20 protein-coding genes and 1 pseudogene are annotated in these 18,805 nt (G+C 60.6%); 8 read left to right on the top strand and 13 right to left on the bottom strand.

What is annotated here, in order from left to right; translation table 11 throughout:
* Positions 1-114 precede the first annotated feature (114 nt).
* The 10 genes from B9Z52_RS11755 to B9Z52_RS11710 form a co-directional block, all read right to left on the bottom strand.
* A complete protein-coding gene (locus tag B9Z52_RS11755) occupies positions 115-786 on the bottom strand; it encodes an RluA family pseudouridine synthase (protein ID WP_108414034.1) in 672 nt (223 codons plus the stop codon).
* A 313-nt stretch (positions 787-1,099) separates the two neighbouring features.
* The gene (locus B9Z52_RS11750) at positions 1,100-1,735 is read right to left on the bottom strand and encodes a nitroreductase family protein (protein ID WP_108414033.1); all 636 of its coding nucleotides are present in this window, start codon (positions 1,733-1,735) and stop codon (positions 1,100-1,102) included.
* A 48-nt stretch (positions 1,736-1,783) separates the two neighbouring features.
* A complete protein-coding gene (locus B9Z52_RS11745) occupies positions 1,784-2,317 on the bottom strand; it encodes a pseudouridine synthase (protein WP_108414032.1) in 534 nt (177 codons plus the stop codon).
* Positions 2,318-2,403: 86 nt separating this feature from the next.
* Positions 2,404-2,745: an ATPase with chaperone activity gene (locus tag B9Z52_RS11740; RefSeq protein ID WP_108414031.1), complete on the bottom strand. Its 342-nt coding sequence runs from the start codon at positions 2,743-2,745 to the stop codon at positions 2,404-2,406.
* A gap of 7 nt (positions 2,746-2,752) precedes the next feature.
* Positions 2,753-3,091 carry a zinc ribbon domain-containing protein YjdM gene (locus B9Z52_RS11735; RefSeq protein ID WP_108414030.1) on the bottom strand — a complete coding sequence of 113 codons (339 nt, stop codon included), beginning with the start codon at positions 3,089-3,091 and terminating at the stop codon, positions 2,753-2,755.
* Positions 3,092-3,136: 45 nt separating this feature from the next.
* The gene (locus B9Z52_RS11730; protein ID WP_108414029.1) at positions 3,137-3,958 is read right to left on the bottom strand and encodes an NAD(P)-dependent oxidoreductase; all 822 of its coding nucleotides are present in this window, start codon (positions 3,956-3,958) and stop codon (positions 3,137-3,139) included.
* Positions 3,959-3,972: 14 nt separating this feature from the next.
* Complete coding sequence (locus B9Z52_RS11725) at positions 3,973-4,737, bottom strand: HpcH/HpaI aldolase/citrate lyase family protein (protein WP_108414028.1); 765 nt, start codon at positions 4,735-4,737, stop codon at positions 3,973-3,975.
* Positions 4,738-4,746: 9 nt separating this feature from the next.
* On the bottom strand, positions 4,747-5,682 hold the full coding sequence (locus B9Z52_RS11720; protein ID WP_108414113.1) for a 2-hydroxy-3-oxopropionate reductase: 936 nt from the start codon (positions 5,680-5,682) through the stop codon (positions 4,747-4,749).
* 29 nt (positions 5,683-5,711) lie between these two features.
* Entirely contained in the window at positions 5,712-7,049 is a 1,338-nt protein-coding gene (gene gudD / locus B9Z52_RS11715; RefSeq protein WP_108414027.1) for a glucarate dehydratase, read from the bottom strand.
* 83 nt (positions 7,050-7,132) lie between these two features.
* On the bottom strand, positions 7,133-7,867 hold the full coding sequence (locus B9Z52_RS11710) for a FadR/GntR family transcriptional regulator (protein WP_108414026.1): 735 nt from the start codon (positions 7,865-7,867) through the stop codon (positions 7,133-7,135).
* Positions 7,868-7,987: 120 nt separating this feature from the next.
* Here B9Z52_RS11710 and B9Z52_RS11705 point away from each other — a divergent pair, with 120 nt between their 5' ends.
* From B9Z52_RS11705 to B9Z52_RS11680, 6 genes are read left to right on the top strand one after another with little or no spacing between them, the layout of a single operon-like run.
* Entirely contained in the window at positions 7,988-8,905 is a 918-nt protein-coding gene (locus tag B9Z52_RS11705) for an SMP-30/gluconolactonase/LRE family protein (protein ID WP_108414025.1), read from the top strand.
* A gap of 37 nt (positions 8,906-8,942) precedes the next feature.
* Positions 8,943-9,905 carry a TRAP transporter substrate-binding protein gene (locus B9Z52_RS11700; protein WP_108414024.1) on the top strand — a complete coding sequence of 321 codons (963 nt, stop codon included), beginning with the start codon at positions 8,943-8,945 and terminating at the stop codon, positions 9,903-9,905.
* Positions 9,906-9,961: 56 nt separating this feature from the next.
* Positions 9,962-10,450 (top strand): TRAP transporter small permease, encoded by a 489-nt coding sequence (locus B9Z52_RS11695; protein WP_108414023.1) that lies wholly within the window; start codon positions 9,962-9,964, stop codon positions 10,448-10,450.
* A 2-nt stretch (positions 10,451-10,452) separates the two neighbouring features.
* Positions 10,453-11,742, top strand: coding sequence for a TRAP transporter large permease (locus tag B9Z52_RS11690; protein WP_108414022.1), 1,290 nt, complete (start codon positions 10,453-10,455; stop codon positions 11,740-11,742).
* 12 nt (positions 11,743-11,754) lie between these two features.
* The gene (gene garD / locus B9Z52_RS11685) at positions 11,755-13,359 is read left to right on the top strand and encodes a galactarate dehydratase (protein ID WP_108414021.1); all 1,605 of its coding nucleotides are present in this window, start codon (positions 11,755-11,757) and stop codon (positions 13,357-13,359) included.
* A gap of 28 nt (positions 13,360-13,387) precedes the next feature.
* Positions 13,388-14,383 (top strand): Bug family tripartite tricarboxylate transporter substrate binding protein, encoded by a 996-nt coding sequence (locus B9Z52_RS11680; RefSeq protein ID WP_369907907.1) that lies wholly within the window; start codon positions 13,388-13,390, stop codon positions 14,381-14,383.
* A 75-nt stretch (positions 14,384-14,458) separates the two neighbouring features.
* Here B9Z52_RS11680 and B9Z52_RS11675 read toward each other — a convergent pair whose 3' ends face one another.
* On the bottom strand, positions 14,459-15,643 hold the full coding sequence (locus tag B9Z52_RS11675) for a branched-chain amino acid ABC transporter substrate-binding protein (RefSeq protein ID WP_108414111.1): 1,185 nt from the start codon (positions 15,641-15,643) through the stop codon (positions 14,459-14,461).
* Positions 15,644-15,883: 240 nt separating this feature from the next.
* On the opposite strand from B9Z52_RS11675, the gene B9Z52_RS11670 reads away from it, so the two are divergent.
* A complete protein-coding gene (locus B9Z52_RS11670) occupies positions 15,884-16,855 on the top strand; it encodes a tripartite tricarboxylate transporter substrate binding protein (RefSeq protein WP_108414020.1) in 972 nt (323 codons plus the stop codon).
* 315 nt (positions 16,856-17,170) lie between these two features.
* Here B9Z52_RS11670 and B9Z52_RS11665 read toward each other — a convergent pair whose 3' ends face one another.
* Positions 17,171-17,560: a VOC family protein gene (locus B9Z52_RS11665; protein WP_108414019.1), complete on the bottom strand. Its 390-nt coding sequence runs from the start codon at positions 17,558-17,560 to the stop codon at positions 17,171-17,173.
* The gene (locus B9Z52_RS11660; RefSeq protein ID WP_108414018.1) at positions 17,557-17,835 is read right to left on the bottom strand and encodes a helix-hairpin-helix domain-containing protein; all 279 of its coding nucleotides are present in this window, start codon (positions 17,833-17,835) and stop codon (positions 17,557-17,559) included. Before B9Z52_RS11660 ends, B9Z52_RS11665 begins: the two co-directional genes overlap by 4 nt.
* A gap of 271 nt (positions 17,836-18,106) precedes the next feature.
* On the opposite strand from B9Z52_RS11660, the pseudogene B9Z52_RS11655 reads away from it, so the two are divergent.
* A pseudogene (locus tag B9Z52_RS11655) lies at positions 18,107-18,729 on the top strand (tyrosine-type recombinase/integrase).
* Positions 18,730-18,805: the final 76 nt, after the last annotated feature.

Below are 18,805 nucleotides of genomic sequence, written 5' to 3'. Positions count from 1 at the left end.
TGTGTCTTTTCAGGTGGTAAATTTTTATCAAACAACATAGCCAAATAAGCTTTTCTTAAACCAGAGAATTGTAGCCAGTCATTCGCCTGTTGCTTGGCAACAGTTCGCGCGCCTTCAGATTGTCAGATAAGGGCAAGAGGCAGACCATTTGGTGGGCGTTTGGAAAGCCATCCAAGTTTCTGTAAAGGGATGCGGGAAAGCCAACTCTTGTGCGTGCAGCATCAGGCGCGGGCTCAGCGCTTTGATCTCTGGCGGCGCATACAGCGAGTCGCCCAACATGGGGTGGCCAATGCTTTGCATGTGAACGCGCAACTGGTGGGTGCGGCCCGTCACGGGCTCCAGCTCGATCAAGGTGGCTGTCTGGCCCGTATCCAACACGCGCCAGCGGCTGCGGCTGGCTTTGCCGTCGGGGTGGATGATGTGGATCGGACGACGCTCCCAGTCCAGCAAGATGGGCCCGTCGATGGTGCGCCAGCCTTCTTCGTCGGGCGCTTGCTCGGCTTGCGTTTGGGCGGGGTGCCCTGCCACCACGGCCACGTAGCGCTTTTTGACCTGGCGGGTTTCAAACAAGCGGCTGAGGCGCCGTTGTGCCTCGATGCCACGCGCCATGAGCAGCAGGCCAGAAGTGTCCTGGTCGAGCCGGTGCACGATCAAGGCTTCGGGGTAAATGGCCTGCACGCGTTTGGACAGGCAGTCTTGCTTGTCTGGGCCGCGACCGGGCACAGAGAGCAGTCCGCTGGGTTTTTCGAGCACCAGCAGGTGCTCGTCTTCATGGATCGGTGTCATCGAAAACTCAAAGGGCCAGTGAGCCCGGGCCCATCAGGGCTGCAGGGTCAGGAGGGTTTGACTTTGCCGCGAGGAGCCACAAACGTACTGGGTGCCATAGGGCGGTCCGATGTGAAAGTCTTGGGCGGTGAGGTGTCTTTTTTTGGCTTCTTGGCCATTTTGTTGCTGCGTTGTTCGCCTTTGGCCATGATGCATCCTCGGTGGTCATCCCGGATTGGGAAGTCTCTGATGGTAAGGCACAAAGCCCATGAAAAATGGGGGCACGAGGCCCCCATTTGCGCAGATCAGCTCATCTGTGCGCGCAGTCAGGCCTTCACTTGACTTCGGTCACAAACTGCTCGCGTGGGCGGCGCACCTTTTTCAGGCCGACCAGCCAGTCGCCCTCGGCGCGGTAGCCCAGCGGCACGATGGCCACGCTGCGCAGGTGGCGGGCGGCCAGGCCCAAGATCTCGTCCACAGCGGCAGGTTCGAAGCCTTCCATGGGCGTGGCATCGACTTCTTCAAACGCAGCAGAAATCAAGGATGCGCCCAAGCCGATGTAGGCCTGGCGGGCAGCGTGCTCGAAATTCACCTTGGCATCGCGGCCCGGGTAATTGGCCAACAGCATCTTGCGGTAGTTTTCCCAGCCTTCGTTGGTGCCACCGCGCTCGGCGTTGGTGAAGTCAAAGTAGGTGTTGATGCGCTCGGCCGTGTAGTTGTCCCAGGCGGCAAACACCAGCAGGTGTGAGCCTTCGGTCACTTGGGCCTGGTTGTAGGCCTTGGGCTGGATCTGGGCGCGCACAGCGGCGCTGCTGACCACGATCACCTCAAACGGCTGCAAGCCGCTCGATGTCGGTGCCAGGCGGGCGGCTTCGACGATGCGGTCCACTTTGTCTTGTGGCACGACCTTGCTCGGGTCCATCTTCTTGCAGGCGTAGCGCCATTGCATTTTGTTCAGCAAATCGGACATGGTTTTTCCTTGTTGGTTTAGGAGGGATGCGTGATTGTGTCTGAAAGGCTATTCCACCTGCTGCCATGTGCCTGTTGGCAAGTCGCGCAGATGATACGGACCCACAGCAATGCGGATCAGCCGCAGTGTGGGCAAGCCCACAGCGGCGGTCATGCGGCGCACTTGGCGGTTGCGGCCCTCACGGATGGAGAGCTCGAGCCACGAGGTCGGGATGTTCTTGCGTTCGCGAATGGGCGGGTTGCGCGGCCACAGATCGGCTGGCGGTGTCACCGCTTGGGCTCGGGCGGGCAGTGTGGGGCCGTCGTTCAGCGTCACGCCCCGGGCCAGCGCCGTCATCGCTTTGTCGTCCACCACGCCCTCGACCTGCACCAAGTAAGTCTTTTCCATCTTGAAGCGCGGATCGGCAATGCGCGCTTGCAGCTGACCATCGTCGGTCAACAACAACAAGCCTTCGCTGTCGGCATCCAGCCGACCGGCCACGTACACGCCGGGCAGGTCGATGTGGTCCTTCAGGCCCTGCCAGCGACCTTCGGGGGTGAACTGGCTGAGCACGCCGTAAGGTTTGTTGAAACGTATCAGCATGTGAAAGAGTTGGCAGGTCAGAGGATGTGAGCGTAGCAGCTCATGTGGCCTGGTTTCTGCAACAAACGATTTCACCGGGGTCAGACTCAAACCACCGGGTCCTGCGGCGCAGGGCTTTGCAGCAACTGGTCGATCGGCCAGTTCAGCAGTTCACCCAGGCGGCAGACCACCCAACGCGCTTCCACGGGCGATACCACCGCAGGCTCGGCCAGCAGGCCCAGCTCGCATTGCGTCAGCACCAGCTCTTCGGTGATGCCCAAGGTGAACTGCATGTTGGCCGCTTTTTCCGTCAGCAAGTTGGCCAGGTCTTCGCACAGTTCGTAGCGCTCGGCCATCTCGCGGTGGCCAATGCTGGGTTTGATCTTGCCCGGCGGCACATACAGCGCTGTGAAGCTCTCGGGCAGGTAGATCTGGTTGCCTTCGTTCATGCCCGGCTCAGGCTTTTTTGACGAATTCGGTTTTCAGCTGCATGGGGCCAAAACCGTCGATCTTGCAGTCGATGTCGTGATCGCCTTCGATCAGGCGGATGTTCTTGACCTTGGTGCCGACCTTGACGACCGAGGAGGAGCCCTTGATCTTCAAATCCTTGACCAAAGTGACGGTGTCGCCGTCTTGCAGCACATTGCCGTTGGCGTCCTTCCAGACCTTGGCCAAGTCTGCCGCGGCGGCTTCGGCAGGGTTCCACTCGTGGCCGCAGCTGGGGCAGATCAGCAAGTTGCCGTCTTCGTAGGTGTATTCGTCGTGGCATTTCGGGCAGGCGGGCAGGGTGCTCATGGGGTTTCCTTTTCGGGCTGGAGGATACCCCATGCAGTGCCGCGCTCAGCCGTGGGGCGTGGCTTTCACGAATGCACCGCCTTGGTAGATGGCTGCGGGGTCTTTTGTATCGATCACCGGCTGGCGTGCCTCCACGGCGCTGCGGAACACGTCGGACGAGTCTTGCGGCCGGTAGCCGATGTGCTTGGCATGGGTGTTGTCCCACCAGGTGGTCTGGTTGTCCGACATGCCGTAGATGATGCTGTGGCCCACGATGGGGGCCGTCAGCGCTGCGACGATCAGGCGCTCCAAGTCGTCGTAGCTCAGGTAGGTGGCCAGCATGCGGCGGTCGCGCGGCTCGGTGAACGACGAGCCGATGCGGATGCTCACCGTCTCGATGCCCCAGCGGTCCCAGTACAGCTGGGCCAGGTCTTCGCCAAAGGCTTTGGACAGGCCGTAAAACCCATCGGGCTTGGGCGGCATGCGGGTGTTGACCACTTCGTCTTGCCGGTAAAAGCCGGTCACGTGGTTGGAGCTGGCGAACACAATGCGCTTGACGCCTTTCAGACGCGCCGCTTCGTACAGGTTGACCATGCCCACGATGTTGCCCGCCAGAATCGGTGCCCAGGGTTGCTCGGTGGACACGCCGCCCATGTGCACCACGGCGCTCACGCCGTCGAGCAAGGCCATCATCTGGTCGGCGTCTTCCAGCGCGGCGGTGTGCACCTCTTCGCCAGCGGCTGCAGCGCCCAGGTCGCGGCGGTGGCTCACGCGCAGCACATCGCAATAGACTTTCAGGCGCGGGCGCAGCTCTTGGCCCAGGTTGCCGCCTGCGCCCGTCAGCAGCAGGCGTGGGAACTTCAAAGGGGATGCGGGTGGATTGAGCATGGTGTTCTTGGCTTTCAGTCTTTGAATCGGTCGGCCAGGGCTTGTGCGCTGTCGCGCAGTACGTTCTGGTCGGCCCCCACGGCCACAAACAGGCAGCCTTGGGCGACATAGTGTTTGGCCAAGGCTTCGTCGCCCGTCAAGATGCCAGCGGCCTTGCCGCACGCTTGGATGCGGGCAATCGCTTCGTCGATGACCTTGAGCACTTCGGGGTGCTTGGGGTTGCCCAAGTGGCCCAAAGCCGCAGACAAGTCGCCGGGGCCAATGAAGACGCCATCCACGCCTTCGACGTTGGCGATCTCTTCGATGTTTTTGAGGCCCTCGATGGTCTCGACCTGCAGCAGCACGCAGATCTCTTCAGCGCTGCGCTGGGCATAGCCTTTGACACGGCCATAGTTGCTGGCGCGGGGCGCACCGGCATAACCGCGCACACCTTGCGGGGGGTAACGGGTGTATGACACCGCGTTGCGTGCCTCATCGGCGGTCTGGATGTAGGGCACCAAAAGCGTTTGCACGCCGATGTCGAGCAAGCGCTTGAAGGTCACCATGTCGTTCCACGGCGGGCGCACGATGGGCGTGGCCGTGCCGCCTTGCATGGCTTGCAGCTGGGCCAGCACATCGGGCACTTCGTTAGGCGAGTGCTCCATGTCCAGCAGCAGCCAGTCGTAGCCGCAGTGGGCCAAGATTTCGATGCTGATGGGGCTGCACAGGTGCGACCACAGGCCGATTTGTTTTTGGCCACTCAGGATGGCGTGCTTGAAACGGTTGATGGGGAAGTCCATGGGTGCTCCTTAAGCGGCAGAAGGATTGACGGGGGTCGGGCTGATTTGGAAATTGGCGGCGATTTCAAGGGCACGCACGATGCCGGAGTGGTCCCAGCCTGCGCCGCCGTGGGCCACGCAGCTGCTCATCAGCTGCTGGGTGCTGGCGGTGTTGGGCAGGCTCAGGCCCATGGCCTTGGCGCCTTCCAGCGCCAAGTTCAGGTCTTTTTGGTGCAGCTCGATGCGGAAACCCGGGTTGAAGGTGCGCTTGATCATGCGCTCGCCATGCAGCTCCAGAATGCGGCTGGTGGCCAAGCCGCCCATCAGGGCCTGACGCACTTTGGCCGGGTCGGCTCCGGCCTTGGCGGCGAACAGCAGAGCCTCGCCCACGGCCTCGATGTTGAGCGCCACGATGATCTGGTTGGCCACTTTGCAAGTCTGGCCGCTGCCGTTGTCGCCGATCAGTGTGATGTTCTTGCCCATCAGCGCAAACAGGGGCTGCACTGTGTTGAAGGTGGCCTCAGAGCCGCCCACCATGATGGTCAGGCTGGCCGCTTTGGCACCCACTTCGCCGCCCGATACAGGCGCGTCCAGGTAATCGCAGCCCAGCGCGTTGATCTTGGCCGCGAACTCTTTGGTGGCGATCGGCGAGATGGAGCTCATGTCCACCACGGTTTTGCCCACCCGGCCGTCAGGCCCGGCGGTCAATGTTTTGAGGCCTTGGGCGATGCCCCTCTCGCCAAACAACACATCGGCCACATGCGGGGTGTCGGGCACCATGGTGAAGATGATGTCGGCTTTTTGCGCGACTTCGGCGGGGCTGGCACAAGCCTGAGCGCCTTGCGCCACCACGCCTGCGGGCACGCCGCTGCGCGAAAAGGCAAAGACCTCGTGGCCACCGGCCAGCAAATGCCCGGCCATGGGCGCGCCCATGATGCCCAAGCCTATGAATCCGAGTTTCATGATGTGTCCTTTGGAGTGAATGGCCCGGGTGCTCAGCGCACCATGCAAGGCATCTTGTTGTTGAACTTCCAGCCGGGGATCAGGTACTGCATGGCGATGGCATCGTCGCGTGCGCCCAGGCCGTGCTGTTGGTAGAGCTGGTGGGCTTTCATCACCGCGTCCATGTCCACCACGATGCCCAAGCCTGGTTTGGCGGGCACATCGACGTAGCCGTCTTTGATTTGCAGCGGGTCTTTGGTGAGGAACTGGCCGTCTTGCCAGATCCAGTGCGTGTCGATGGCCGTGACCTTGCCCGGTGCTGCCGCTGCGCACTGGGTGAACATGGCCAGCGAAATGTCGAAGTGGTTGTTGGAGTGCGAGCCCCAGGTCAGGTCGTACATCTGGCACAGCTGCGCCACGCGCACCGAGCCTTGCAAGGTCCAAAAATGCGGGTCGGCCAGCGGAATGTCGACCGACTGCAGCTGGATGCTGTGGGCCATCTCGCGCCAATCGGTGGCCACCATGTTGGTGGCCGTCAGCAAGCCCGTGGCGCGGCGGAATTCGGCCATCACCTCGCGGCCCGAGAACACGCCTTCTGCGCCGCAGGGGTCTTCGGCATAGGCCATGGTGCTGCGGTGGTCACGCAGTAAGCGAATCGCGTCTTTGAGCAGCCAGCCACCGTTGGGGTCCAGCGTGATGCGCGCTTTGGGAAAACGCTCGTGCAGCGCCACCACGGCTTCGACTTCTTCTTCGCCGCGCAGCACGCCGCCTTTGAGCTTGAAGTCTTGAAAGCCATAGCGCGCCTGCGCGGCTTCGGCCAGGCGGACCACGGCCTCGGCCGTCATGGCTTTTTCGTGGCGCAGGCGCAGCCAGTCGTCGGCCTGGTCGGGTTCGCTCCTGTAGGCCAGGTCGGTTTGATTTCGGTCGCCCACATAAAACAAATAGCCCAGCATTTGCACCCGGCTGCGTTGCTGGCCTTCGCCCAGCAGGGCGCACACGGGCACGTTCAGGTGCTGGCCCAGCAGGTCGAGCAGGGCGCTTTCCACGGCCGTGACGGCATGGATGGTGATGCGCAGGTCAAAGGTCTGCTGGCCCCGGCCGCCGCTGTCGCGGTCGGCAAACTGCTGGCGCATGGCCTGCAGCATGGCGTTGTAGTGGCCAATCGGCTGGCCTTCGACCAGAGGGCGGGCGTCTTCCAAGGTCTGGCGGATTTTTTCGCCGCCGGGCACTTCGCCCACGCCGGTGTGGCCCGATGAGTCGGTCAGGATGACGATGTTGCGCGTGAAAAAGGGGCCGTGCGCGCCGCTGAGGTTCATCAGCATGCCGTCGTGGCCCGCCACGGGGATCACCTGCATGCGGGTGACGACAGGGGTGGAGGAAGGCTGGGACATGGGGTGGGATGGCTGTTGATTTGACAGACATCGTACAACCTAAACCCGCATCGGGTGATGCGTGTAAACCCTTGTCAGCGTCTTCAGTGGTGGCTGGAGGCGCCTTTTTTGTGCCGGTCGCGGCTGTTGGACAGGTGGGTGCGCATGGCCGCGCGGGCCGACTCGGCGTCTTGTGCGGCAACCGCGTTCAGGATGCTTTCGTGCTCTTGGTGCACGCGCCGCAAATAAGCCAATCGGGTGGCATCGACGACCGGCGTGGTCTCCAGTCGCGCGCGGGGAATCGACTGCGAACCCAGCGAATTCATCATGTCGGCGAAGTGGTTGTTTTGGGTGGCGCGGGCGATTTCGTGGTGAAACTGAAAGTCAGCGGCAATCGCGTCTCGGCCTTCTTCGATGGCGCTGGAAAACGCCGCCATGGCCTCTTGCATGACGCGCAAATTGGCTTCGGTGCGCCGTACAGCCGCCAAGGCTGCGGCTTCGGTCTCGATGCTGATGCGCAATTCCAGCAGGGCAATCACATCGTGCAGGGTGCTCAGTTGGCCCGGGTTGACCCGAAAAGACGGTGACTCCGATTGCGCCAGCACAAAGGTGCCGATGCCGTGGCGCGTCTCGACCAGGCCGGCCGCTTGCAGCTTGGAGATCGCTTCTCGCACCACGGTGCGGCTCACGCCAAAGCGCGCCATGATGGCCGCTTCGGTGGGCAACTTCTGGCCGCTTTGCAAACTGCCGTTTTGCATGTCGGCGCTCAACTGATCGACCAGCTCATAGGTCAAGCTGCGTGATTTGCGCTTTTCGGGGGCGGCTTGCGGGGTGTTCATCGGGTAAATACGCATTCCAGTTTGGATGGCAGGCTCTCACAATCAACTTGTACGACAACTGACCACATCGAGCCTTTGAGGCGAATGTAGCAGAACACCGCAGACCTTGGCCACTTTTTCATGAACGCCTACCAAACCATTGCCGATACACAAGACCGCGTGGGTGAATCCCCTGTGTGGGATGTCCGCGCCCAGCGCTTGTGGTGGGTGGACATCGAAGGCGCCTTCATCCGCAGCACCGTCTTGGGCCAAGCCGAAGCTGTGCAGTCGTGGTGCCTGCCAGAGCGCGTGGGTTGCATCGCGCTCACGGCGGTGCAGGGGCAATTGATCGCCGCCATGGAAACCGGCATCGCCCGTGTGACTTTGCAGGCAGATGGCCAGGTGGACATCGACTGGCTGGCCCGCATCCAACACCTCGCCCCCGGCATGCGTTTCAACGATGGGCGCTGCGACGCCAGTGGCCGCCTGTGGGTGGGCACCATGGTGATGGACATGTCTTTGGCCTCGCCACTTGGCGGCTTGTATTGCCTGGACGAGCGGGGCCTGACCGGTCCGCATGTCACGGGCTTGCTCACGCCCAATGGCTTGGGGCTCAGCCCCGATGGCCGCACTTTGTATTTGTCGGACTCGCACCCCAAGGTGCAAAAAATCTGGGCCTTTGATGTGGACGCCGCCACTGGCAGCTTGAGCCACAAGCGCTTGTTTGTGGACATGAACGATTGGCCCGGCCGCCCCGATGGCGCGGCCGTCGATGCGCGAGGGCATTACTGGATCTGTGGCAACGACGCCGGGCAGATCCACGACTTTGATGCGCAGGGCCAGTGGTGCCAATCGCTCACGCTGCCCATGCCCAAGCCGTCCATGTGTGCTTTTGGCGGTGCCGATCTGGACCAACTGTTGGTGACCTCGATCATCCCTGCACAAACCACACAAGCCACAGAAACCACGCGTGGCCGCAGTGGCGCTGTCATTGCCTTGCAGCCGGGCGTGCGTGGTTTGCCCGAGCCCGTGTTTTCCCGTTTTCCCGCAAGTGTGTGATGGTGTTTTGAAAACTTTTAACCCTGGAGACAACAACATGAAACTCAACAAATCTCTGATGGCCATGGCTGCTGCGCTGGCCTTGTCTGCGCAAGCGACCGAATTCCGCTCGGCCGACATCCACAACGCCGACGACTACCCCACCGTGGTGGCGGTCAAGCACATGAGCACCGTGCTCGACAAGTTGTCGGGTGGCAAGCACAAGATCAAGGTCTTCAACAAAGGCGCTTTGGGTTCCGAGAAAGAAACCATCGACCAGGTCAAGATCGGCGCGCTGGATTTGGTGCGTGTGAACGTGGCCCCCATGAACGGCATCTGCCCCATGACCATGGTGCCCACCATGCCGTTTTTGTTCCGCTCGGTGGACCACATGCGCAAATCGCTGGACGGCCCTGTGGGCGACGAGATCCTGAAAAGCTGCGAGTCGGCAGGCTATGTGGGCCTGGCCTTTTATGACAGCGGCGCACGCTCCATCTATGCCAAGAAAGCCATCAAATCCGTGGCCGACGCCAAGGGCCTGAAGATCCGCGTTCAGCAGTCTGACCTGTGGGTGGCCCTGGTCAGTGCCATGGGCGCCAACGCCACACCCATGCCTTATGGCGAGGTGTACACGGGCCTCAAGACCGGCCTGATCGACGCCGCAGAAAACAACATCCCCTCGTTTGACACGGCCAAACACGTGGAAGCCGTCAAGGTCTATTCCAAGACCGAGCACTCTATGGCGCCTGAAATTTTGGTCATGTCCAAAGTGGTGTGGGACAAGCTGCCCGCCAACGAGCAAGCCATGGTTCGTCAAGCCGCCAAAGAGTCTGTGGCGGTTCAGCGCAAGGCCTGGGACGAAGCCGAAGGCAAATCGCTGGCCAACGTGAAGGCCGCTGGTGCCGAGATCGTTGAAGTGGACAAGCGTTCCTTCCAGGCCGTGATGGGCCCGGTGTACGACAAGTTCATGACCACGCCTGAAATGAAGCGTGCGATCAAAGCGATCCAAGACACCAAGTAAGCGCGTCATTGGCCATCCTGATGCCCCCGGTGCAGAGCCGGGGGCTGGAGCTTTTCATGTTCACCAAATTTTGTGCAACCGTCTCCAAGCTCTGCTTGGTCTTGGCGGTCATCGGCCTGATCGCCGTCATCCTGTGTGTGCAGTGGCAGGTCATCGGTCGCTATGTGCTCAACGACACGCCGACCTGGGCCGAAGCCCTGGCCATGCTGATCGTCCTGTTTGTCACCGCCTTGGGTTTGGCCGTGGGCGTGCGCGATGCGGGCCATATTGGTCTGGAGTCCTTGGTGGTGTTGTTGCCCGAAAAATGGCAGCACCGCATCGAGGTGTTGATCCATGCGCTGGTGGGCTTGTTTGGCTTTTTGATGGTGCAAGGCGGCTGGCTCTGGGCCAGTGCCAAGTGGGGTGAGAAAAAGCCCATGCTGCCCTTGCCCGACGGCATCGACTATGTGCCGGTGATCATCGCGGGCGCTTTGATTTTGCTTTTTTCGATTGAACACATTGTTGCGCTGGTGCAAGGCAAAGTGGTCGAACCTGTTTGGGACTGAACATGGAACTCACCGTTCTTGCGCTGAGCTTCACGCTCTTGTTGATTTTGGGTGTGCCGGTGGCCTTTGCCATTGGCCTGTCGTCTGTGGCCACCATCGTCGCCGCTGGTTTGCCGGTGGCCATGGTGTTCCAGAAAATGGTGGGGGGCATGCAGGTGTTCTCCTTCCTGGCCATTCCGTTTTTTGTGTTCGCCGGTGAGTTGATGCTCTACGGTGGCATTGCCGACCGCATCGTGCGTTTTGCCAACAGCCTGGTGGGCCATGTGCGTGGCGGCTTGGGCATGAGCAACGTGATCGGTTGCACCATTTTTGGTGGCGTGGCGGGCTCGCCATTGGCCGATGTCTCGGCCATGGGCTCGGTCATGATCCCGCTCATGAAGAAAGAAGGTTACGACGCCGACTATGCGGTGAACGTGACTACGCACGCTGCGCTGGTGGGCGCCATCATGCCCACCTCGCACAACATGATCATCTTCACGCTGGCCGCTTCGGGCCTGGCTTCGGTGAGTGTGCTGGGTTTGATACTCGCGGGCTTGGTGCCTGCGATCATCTTGACGTTGTGCAATTTGGGCGCGGCCTATTGGGTGGCGGTGCGCCGCGGTTACCCAATCCACGGCAACTTCCCCGGCTGGCTCGAAGTGCTCAAGGCTTTTGGCGCCGCATTGCCTGGCCTGTTTGTGGTGGTCATCATTTTGGGCGGCATCTTGTCGGGGGCTTTCACGGCCACCGAGTCGGCCTCCATTGCTGTGGCTTGGGCCTTGTTTGTCACGGTGGTCATTTACCGCAGCTTGACCCTGCACAACTTCCTCAAGGCCTGTGCCAAGGCCTGCAAAACCACCGGCGTGGTGTTGCTCTTGATCGGCATCTCCAATGCCTTTGGTTATTTCATGGCGCTGTATGAGGTGCCGCAGATGACCGGTGCCTTGATGCAAAAAGTCAGCACCGAGCCTTGGGTCATCTTCTTGATGATCAACATCTTGCTGTTCATCCTGGGCACCTTCCTTGACATGGCCGCGACCATCTTGATCTGCACGCCGATCTTCATGCCGATCGCCATGCACTTTGGCATGGACCCGATGCAGTTCGGCATCATGCTGCTGATCAACTGTGCGCTGGGCCTGAACACACCCCCTGTCGGGTCGGTGCAGTTTGTAGGTTGCGCCATTGGCGGCATCTCGGTCGGGCAGGTCATGCGCACCATTGCGCCGTTCTACGGCGCCCTGACGGTGGCCATGCTGCTGGTGACCTATGTGCCGCAGTTCACGCTGTGGCTGCCAAATTTGCTCAAGTAAAAAGACCCGCTCATGAGTTCTACCCGCGCGCCACTGGCGATCCGCATGCATGCGGCGGACAACGTGGCCATCATTGCCAACGACGGTGGTTTGCCCGCAGGCACCGTCCTGCCCGCAGGTGTGGCCGAGGGCCTGGTCTTGCGCGACAAGGTGCCGCAAGGCCACAAAGTGGCCTTGACCGATCTGGCCCAGGGCCAGGCGGTGCTGCGTTACAACGTGCCCGTGGGCTATACACGCGCGGCCATTGCGGCCGGCAGCTGGGTGCATGAACGCTTGCTCGACATCCCGCCTGCGCGAGAACTGCTAGGCCTGCCCATGGCCACCGTGCAGCTTGCGCCTCAAGCCCCGCTGGAAGGCTATACCTTTGAAGGCTATGTCAACGCCGATGGCTTGGTGGGCACACGCAATCTGCTGGCCATCACCACCACGGTGCAGTGCGTGGCCGGTGTGGTCAAGATCGCAGTCGAACGCATCGAGCGCGAGTTGTTGCCGCTGTTCCCGAATGTGGATGGCGTAGTGGGCCTGGAGCACAGCTACGGCTGCGGTGTGGCGATCGACGCGCCGGGGGCTGAGATCCCGATCCGCACGCTGCGCCACATCAGCCTGAACCCCAACTTTGGTGGTGAGGTGATGGTGGTCAGCCTGGGCTGCGAAAAGCTGCAACCTGACCGCTTGCTGCCACCGGGCAGCTTCCCGATCCAGCCTGTCTCCGTCACTGCGAGCGAAGCGCGGCAGTCCATGGGGGCGCAGGCACTTGATCTGGTCTGCCTGCAAGACGATGCACACGTGGGCTTCATGTCCATGATCGAGCACATTGTGCAAAGCGCCCGCCCGCATCTGGCGCGGCTGAACGCACGCCGCAGGCAAACCGTGCCCGCCAGTGCCTTGGTGGTTGGTGTGCAATGCGGCGGCAGCGATGCGTTTTCGGGTGTGACGGCCAACCCAGCGGTGGGCTACATGGCCGACCTGATTGTGCGGGCCGGTGGCACCGTGATGTTTTCGGAAAACACCGAAGTGCGCGACGCGGTGGAGCAACTCACCAGCCGCGCCGCCACACCCCAAGTGGCCGAGGACATCGTGCGCGAGCTGGGCTGGTACGACCAGTACCTCGACCGTGGCAAAGTGGACCGCACCGCCAACACCACGCCGGGCAACAAGGCGGGCGGCTTGTCCAACATCGCCGAAAAAGCCATGGGCTCCATCATCAAGAGCGGCAGCTCGGCCATCTCCAGCGTGCTGGCGCCGGGCGACAAACTCCAAGCCGACCAAAAGGGCTTGGTCTTTGCCGCCACACCCGCCAGCGATTTCATTTGCGGCACGCTGCAACTGGCCGCAGGCATGAACGTGCATGTGTTCACCACCGGGCGCGGCACGCCCTATGGGCTGCAGGCTTGCCCCGTGGTCAAGGTGGCCACACGCACCGACCTGGCCCGCCGCTGGCACGACCTGATGGACATGAACGCCGGGCGCATAGCTGACGGCGAGATCACCATCGAAGAAGCCGGGTGGGAACTGTTCCGCATGATGCTGGACGTGGCCAGTGGCCGCAAAACTTGGGCCGAGCAATGGAAGCTGCACAACGCCTTGGTGCTGTTCAATCCTGCCCCAATCACCTGAGCACTTGATCACAACGAGGAGACACACCATGACACAACGCCGCCAATTCATCCAGTCCGCCGTGGCCTGCGCCGCTGCCGCCATGGCACCGGCTGCCTTCAGTCAGGCAGCGCCTTGGCCCTCCAAGCCGATCAACTACCTGGTCGCCTTTCCGGCCGGTGGCACCACCGACATCCTGGCCCGCGTGGTCTCGCAAAAACTGGGCACAGCGCTGGGCACCACCCTGGTCATTGAAAACAAAGGCGGCGCTGGCGGCAGCGTGGGCTCCGAGATTGCCGCTCGCGCGCCAGCCGATGGCTACAACCTGCTGGGCGGCACCATCAGCTCACACGCCATCAACGTGAGCCTGTACCCCAAGCTGGGCTATGACCCACTTAAATCGTTCACGCCCGTCTACCTGTACGGCACCAACCCGGTGGTGTTGGTGGTGGCGGCCAACAGCCCCTACAAAACTCTCAAAGACCTGCTGACCGCAGCCAAAGCCAACCCCGGCAAATTGTCCGGTGCCTCAGCGGGCAACGGCACCTCGCAACACCTGGCGCAAGAACTGCTGGCCTTCAAGGCGGGCGTCAAATTCACGCATTTGCCCTACAAGGGCAGTGCACCCGCCATCCAAGACGTGATGAGCGGCCAGGTGGACTTCATGTTCGACACCACCGTTGTGGCCGGTGCCCACATCCAGAGCGGCAAGTTGCGTGCGTTGGCTGTGACCTCGGCCAAGCGACTGACCGATGCCTTGCCCGATGTGCCCACCGTGGCCGAATCCGGCTGGCCTGGCACGCAAGGTTTTGAGGTGGTGTCGTGGCAAGCGCTGTTTGCGCCCGCAGGCACACCCAAGCCCATCGTGGACAAACTGCATGCTGAGATTTTGAAGATCATCCAAACGCCCGAGATGCAAGAACGCATCAAGGGCCTGGGCATGCAGCCTTCAACGCTGACACCAGAGCAGGTGCAGGCTTTTCAGAAAGCCGAGATCGACAAGTGGGCGCAGGTCATCAAGGCGGCGAACATCAAGCTGGACTGAAAAAACAATGGGGCGCTATCAAGCGCCCCAAATTAAAAAGCCCACCTGCCGCAATGGCAGGTGGGCTTTTTTGCATCAGCTGGGTCGCTTCATCTGGCATGAAGTGGGTTGGGCGCTGATGTAGGAATCCCAAGTCACTTCGGTGCGGAAGCCATAGCCGGTGTTTTCGGCGTCGTACTTCACACCCTTGCTGCCTTTTTTGGCCCAGATGCCCAGGTACAGCGGCGCTTCGAGCTGGTGGTCGTTTTTGCGCATCTTGACTTCACCAATGGGGCTCTTGTAGCTCATGCCTTCCAGCGCAAAGGCCACTTTCTTGGCGTCGGTGGATTGGGCTTTGCGCATGGCCTCGCGCAGCATGTTCATGGTGTTCCAGTGGGCGGCAAAGATGAAGTCTTCGTTGTACTTCTTCTTGTAGTCCACATAGATTTTTTCCAGCTCTGGTGTGGGGGCGTTGTGCACCCAGTTCCAGATCACGCCGACCTTGCCATCGCCCCAAGCGCCCAGTTGCGCGGGTGTGCCGGGGTTGTTGGCGTTCAAGGTGAAGTAGTTGATGTTCAGGCCAAAGTCGCGGGCCGACTTGAACATCAGCGTCAGGTCGCTGCCCCAGTTGGAGGTGATCACCGTGTCAGCACCCGATGCGGCGATCTTGGCCACATAGGAAGCAAAGTCACGCGTCTGGGCAATCGGGATGAAGTCGTCGCCCACGATCTGGATGTCGGGCCGCTTGCGGGCCAGGTATTCCTTGGCGGCTTTGGACACTTGACGGCCGTGCGTGTAGTCTTGGTTGATCAGGTAGACCTTCTTGATGTCCTTGCGGCTTTGCATGTAGGTGGACAAGGCCTCCATCTTCATCTCGCTGGAGGGGTAGAAACGGAAGTGCCAGAAGCTGCAGCGCTCGTTGGTCAGCATCGGGTCCATCGCGGAATAGTTGAGGTACACCGTTGCGCGGTCCGGCTCACGCTCGGCCAGCTTGTTGAGCGCATCCACCAGCGCCAGAGCCACGCCCGAGCCACCGCCTTGCGTGATGAAGCGGATGCCACGGTCGTTGGCGGCCTTCAAGGCGTTCAGGCTTTCTTGGGGCGAGCCCTTGTTGTCGAAATCAACGATCTCGAACTGCGGGTCTTTGGGCCCGGCCTTGGCGTTGAGCTGGATCACCACTTCGCGCAATTGCTTGAGCGAGCTTTGGCCCGTCAGGGCAAAGGGGCCCGAGAGCAGATCGACAAAGCCGATCTTCACGGTCTCGGCGGCGTGGCTGCCCATGCTGGCGGCCAGCGCGGCCGCGCACAGCGACCATTTCAGCCATTTTTGAATCTGGGGATTTCGCTTCACGTTTGTCTCCTGGTGTGGATCGGCACCCAAGTGAATGGGGCCGGTGTTTTGCTTGAAATACCCTCAAGCAGGGGCCAAACGATGATCGCAAACCGTGGTCTGCAGCGCTGTCTCTTAGGTGCGGCCGTGTGCTTGGGCTGCTGTTACGGTTTGGTTTTTGGAGTCCTTGTCATGCAAAAAAGACTGTTCAGCGCGATGTTGCCCGCATTGCTGGCACTGGCGGTTTTGCCGGTGTCCGCTCAAACCGTTTACCCCGCCAAGCCCATCAAGATCGTGGTGCCGTTCCCGGCGGGCGGCACATCCGATGTGCTGGCCCGCATGCTGGGCCAGAAGATGACCGAGAGCTGGGGCCAGCCCGTGGTGGTGGAAAACCGTCCCGGCTCCAGCGGTAACCTGGGCGCCGATTTGGTGGCCAAGTCTGCGCCCGATGGCCATACCCTGGTGCTGATGGACGTGGGCAATCTGGTCATCAGCCCGGCCTTGTTCAAGCTGCCCTTCAACGTGGCCAACGACTTTGCACCCGTGGCCATGGTGGCGTATTCGCCGCACCTGCTGGCCGTGAGCAGCAAGGTGCCCGCCAACACACCGGCCGAGCTGGTGGCCTATGCCAAAGCGCAAAAGGGCAAGCTCAATTACGCGGTGGCTGCGGGCATGGGCAGCGCCTCGCATCTGGCGGGCGTCATGTACGCACAGCGCAGCGGCATCGAGTGGGGCTATGTGCCCTACAAAGGCGGCGCACAAGCCATCACCGACTTGATCGGCGGCCAGGTGGACGTCATGTTCAACGGCATGGTCGCCACCTACCCGCATGTGAAGGCCGGCAAGATCAAGCTGATCGCGATATCGAGCACCAAACGCAACGCGCAAATGCCCGACACCCCCACCGTGGCCGAAAGCCTGCCGGGCTTTTTGACCGGCAGCTTTCAGGGCCTGCTGGCCCCGGCGGGCACACCCAAAGCGGTGATCGACAAATTGCACGCCGAGGTGCAACGCATCGCCGCCATGCCCGAGGTGCGCGAACGCCTGACCACGCTGGGTGCTGAGCCTTCAAGCATGAGTCCGGCCGAGTTTGGCAACTGGCTCAAGGCCGAGATCCCGGCCATGGCCAAGATCGTGAAGGACGAGAAGATCACGGTGGAGTGAGTCGTGCTGGGTTCTTGTTCGCTTGTTGTTCACAGGCTGCTAAGCAGCGGTAGCTGCCGGTCGTTTCCCGCAGTCACTTGTTAGCTTTTGCCAGAAGCAGTCACTCAAATTCAGTCGTCAATGTTAGGTCCACTGACCGCTTTTAGGTGACCAGCTGACACTTGCAAAGCTCTGGATCGCTTCAAGGTGATGACGGTCCGCTTTATATGGGTGCGACCGGGTACTAACGACCCATTGCGGTCATACGTAACTGCTAAGTAGCCGCCAGGATGCCCACGATAGCGGCTGTCTGATGTTGAACTAACGGGCTTACTTTCAGTTTGCTACCGGAGAACAAATTTCGACGAGCGTCCCATCTGGACATCGGACGTATGAAACGGTCTGACCCCAGGGCTTCACGACTGGCTCCTTTATTGAGGCGGCCCCCTCAGCTATTGCCTTTGCGTGTGCTACTGCGACATCGTCCGTGACAAGCGCAATCTCAATGCCCAGCGGCTCGTTGGATTTACTGGCCTTGACATAACCAGCAGGCAGATTAGAAGCACCCAGGTCATGAGTAGCGAAAGCCAGCGCGGTTGTACCGGTGTCCATTTCGCCATAGCCCGATTCGTGGACGAACCGCCTCTTCAAACCAAACGCTTTTTCAAAAAATTCCACCGACGCTAGTACGTCGGGAACATAAACAATGGTGTAGCCAAACTTCATGATGTCCTCCTGGCGCTCGACGCCAAATCCGCCTTGCCCTTTGCCGTGAACTTCCACCATGGCAGAGATTCCCCGGTGTCGATGAAGTGCTTCACGGACAACAGCGTGTAGTAGACACAGGGGTCATGTCTATGCCCCATCACGGTCTTCAAATCATTGAAAACCTTTTGAGGGTCCTTCCCTTTCAAATCGTCAGACGAATCGATTCCAATGGCCATCAGATCGGAAGCGATCGCTTTTCCGATGTTCGGTAAAGCGGTCAAATTCGTGAGCATATAGGTCTCCGTAATTTCAATTTACAAGCATTTTCACCGAACGAGGGTGCCCAAAGGCCAACCAGTCAAACGACTGCAAACAGCGGCCAAACGGAGTGGTTGGCTAATCGACATGAATTTCCGCTAATGGCCGAAGGCGTTAGTTGGCTGCCGCACCCATTTGCAGTCACTCGTATCGATACAGTATTCGCTCTGATTTGACGCAACGCAATGTGGTGCCGCCTGATCGGCTCATGCTCTGTGCTCCCTCAACTGTAGATGGGAGACCATCATGGAAACCTCAGGTACTTCTGCTCATCATGAGCCGTGGAACAAGGGAAAAATCGTAGGCCAGAAGGCCCCCTTCAAGGTGAAAGACATCTGGGCCCTACGCGTACGCTTTCAGATAGAAGGTCGGACCCGGAGCTTGCGCTCTTCAACCTTGGCATTGACAGCAAGCTGCGAGGATGTGACTTGCTTGCACTCAAGGTACGTGATGTATCCCATGGTGACCAGGTGGCCACACGCGCCATCGTCATGCAGCACAAGACCAAACACCCAGTTCAATTCGAGATCGCCGCAGTCACAAGGGAGGCGTTGCAGGCCTGGATCAAACAAGCGGCCTTGAAGTCAGATGACTTTCTTTTTCCCAGTCGGCTACACGATTCGCCTCACTTGGGTACCCGGCAGTACGCCCGGATTCTCGGCCACTGGGTAGATGAGTTGGGTCTAGATCGTTCCGAGTATGGGACCCATTCGATGAGAAGGACCAAGGCGACGCTGATCTATCGACGGACCAAGAACCTCCGAGCTGTGCAGTTGTTGCTCGGGCACGCCAAGCTGGAATCTACGGTGAGATACCTTGGCATAGAGGTAGATGATGCCTTGGAGATTTCCGAGCAAACAGAGATCTGAGCTGTCAAAGGGGTGTCCCTCGGAGGCATGGCGGCAGCCATGAGGCGTTCCCGTGTGCATGTTGCGGAAAATCAGT

The sequence above is a fragment of the Limnohabitans sp. Jir72 genome, from assembly GCF_003063575.1.
Taxonomy (GTDB): Bacteria; Pseudomonadota; Gammaproteobacteria; order Burkholderiales; family Burkholderiaceae_C; genus Limnohabitans_A.
This window is presented reverse-complemented; position numbering and strand designations above follow the sequence as displayed.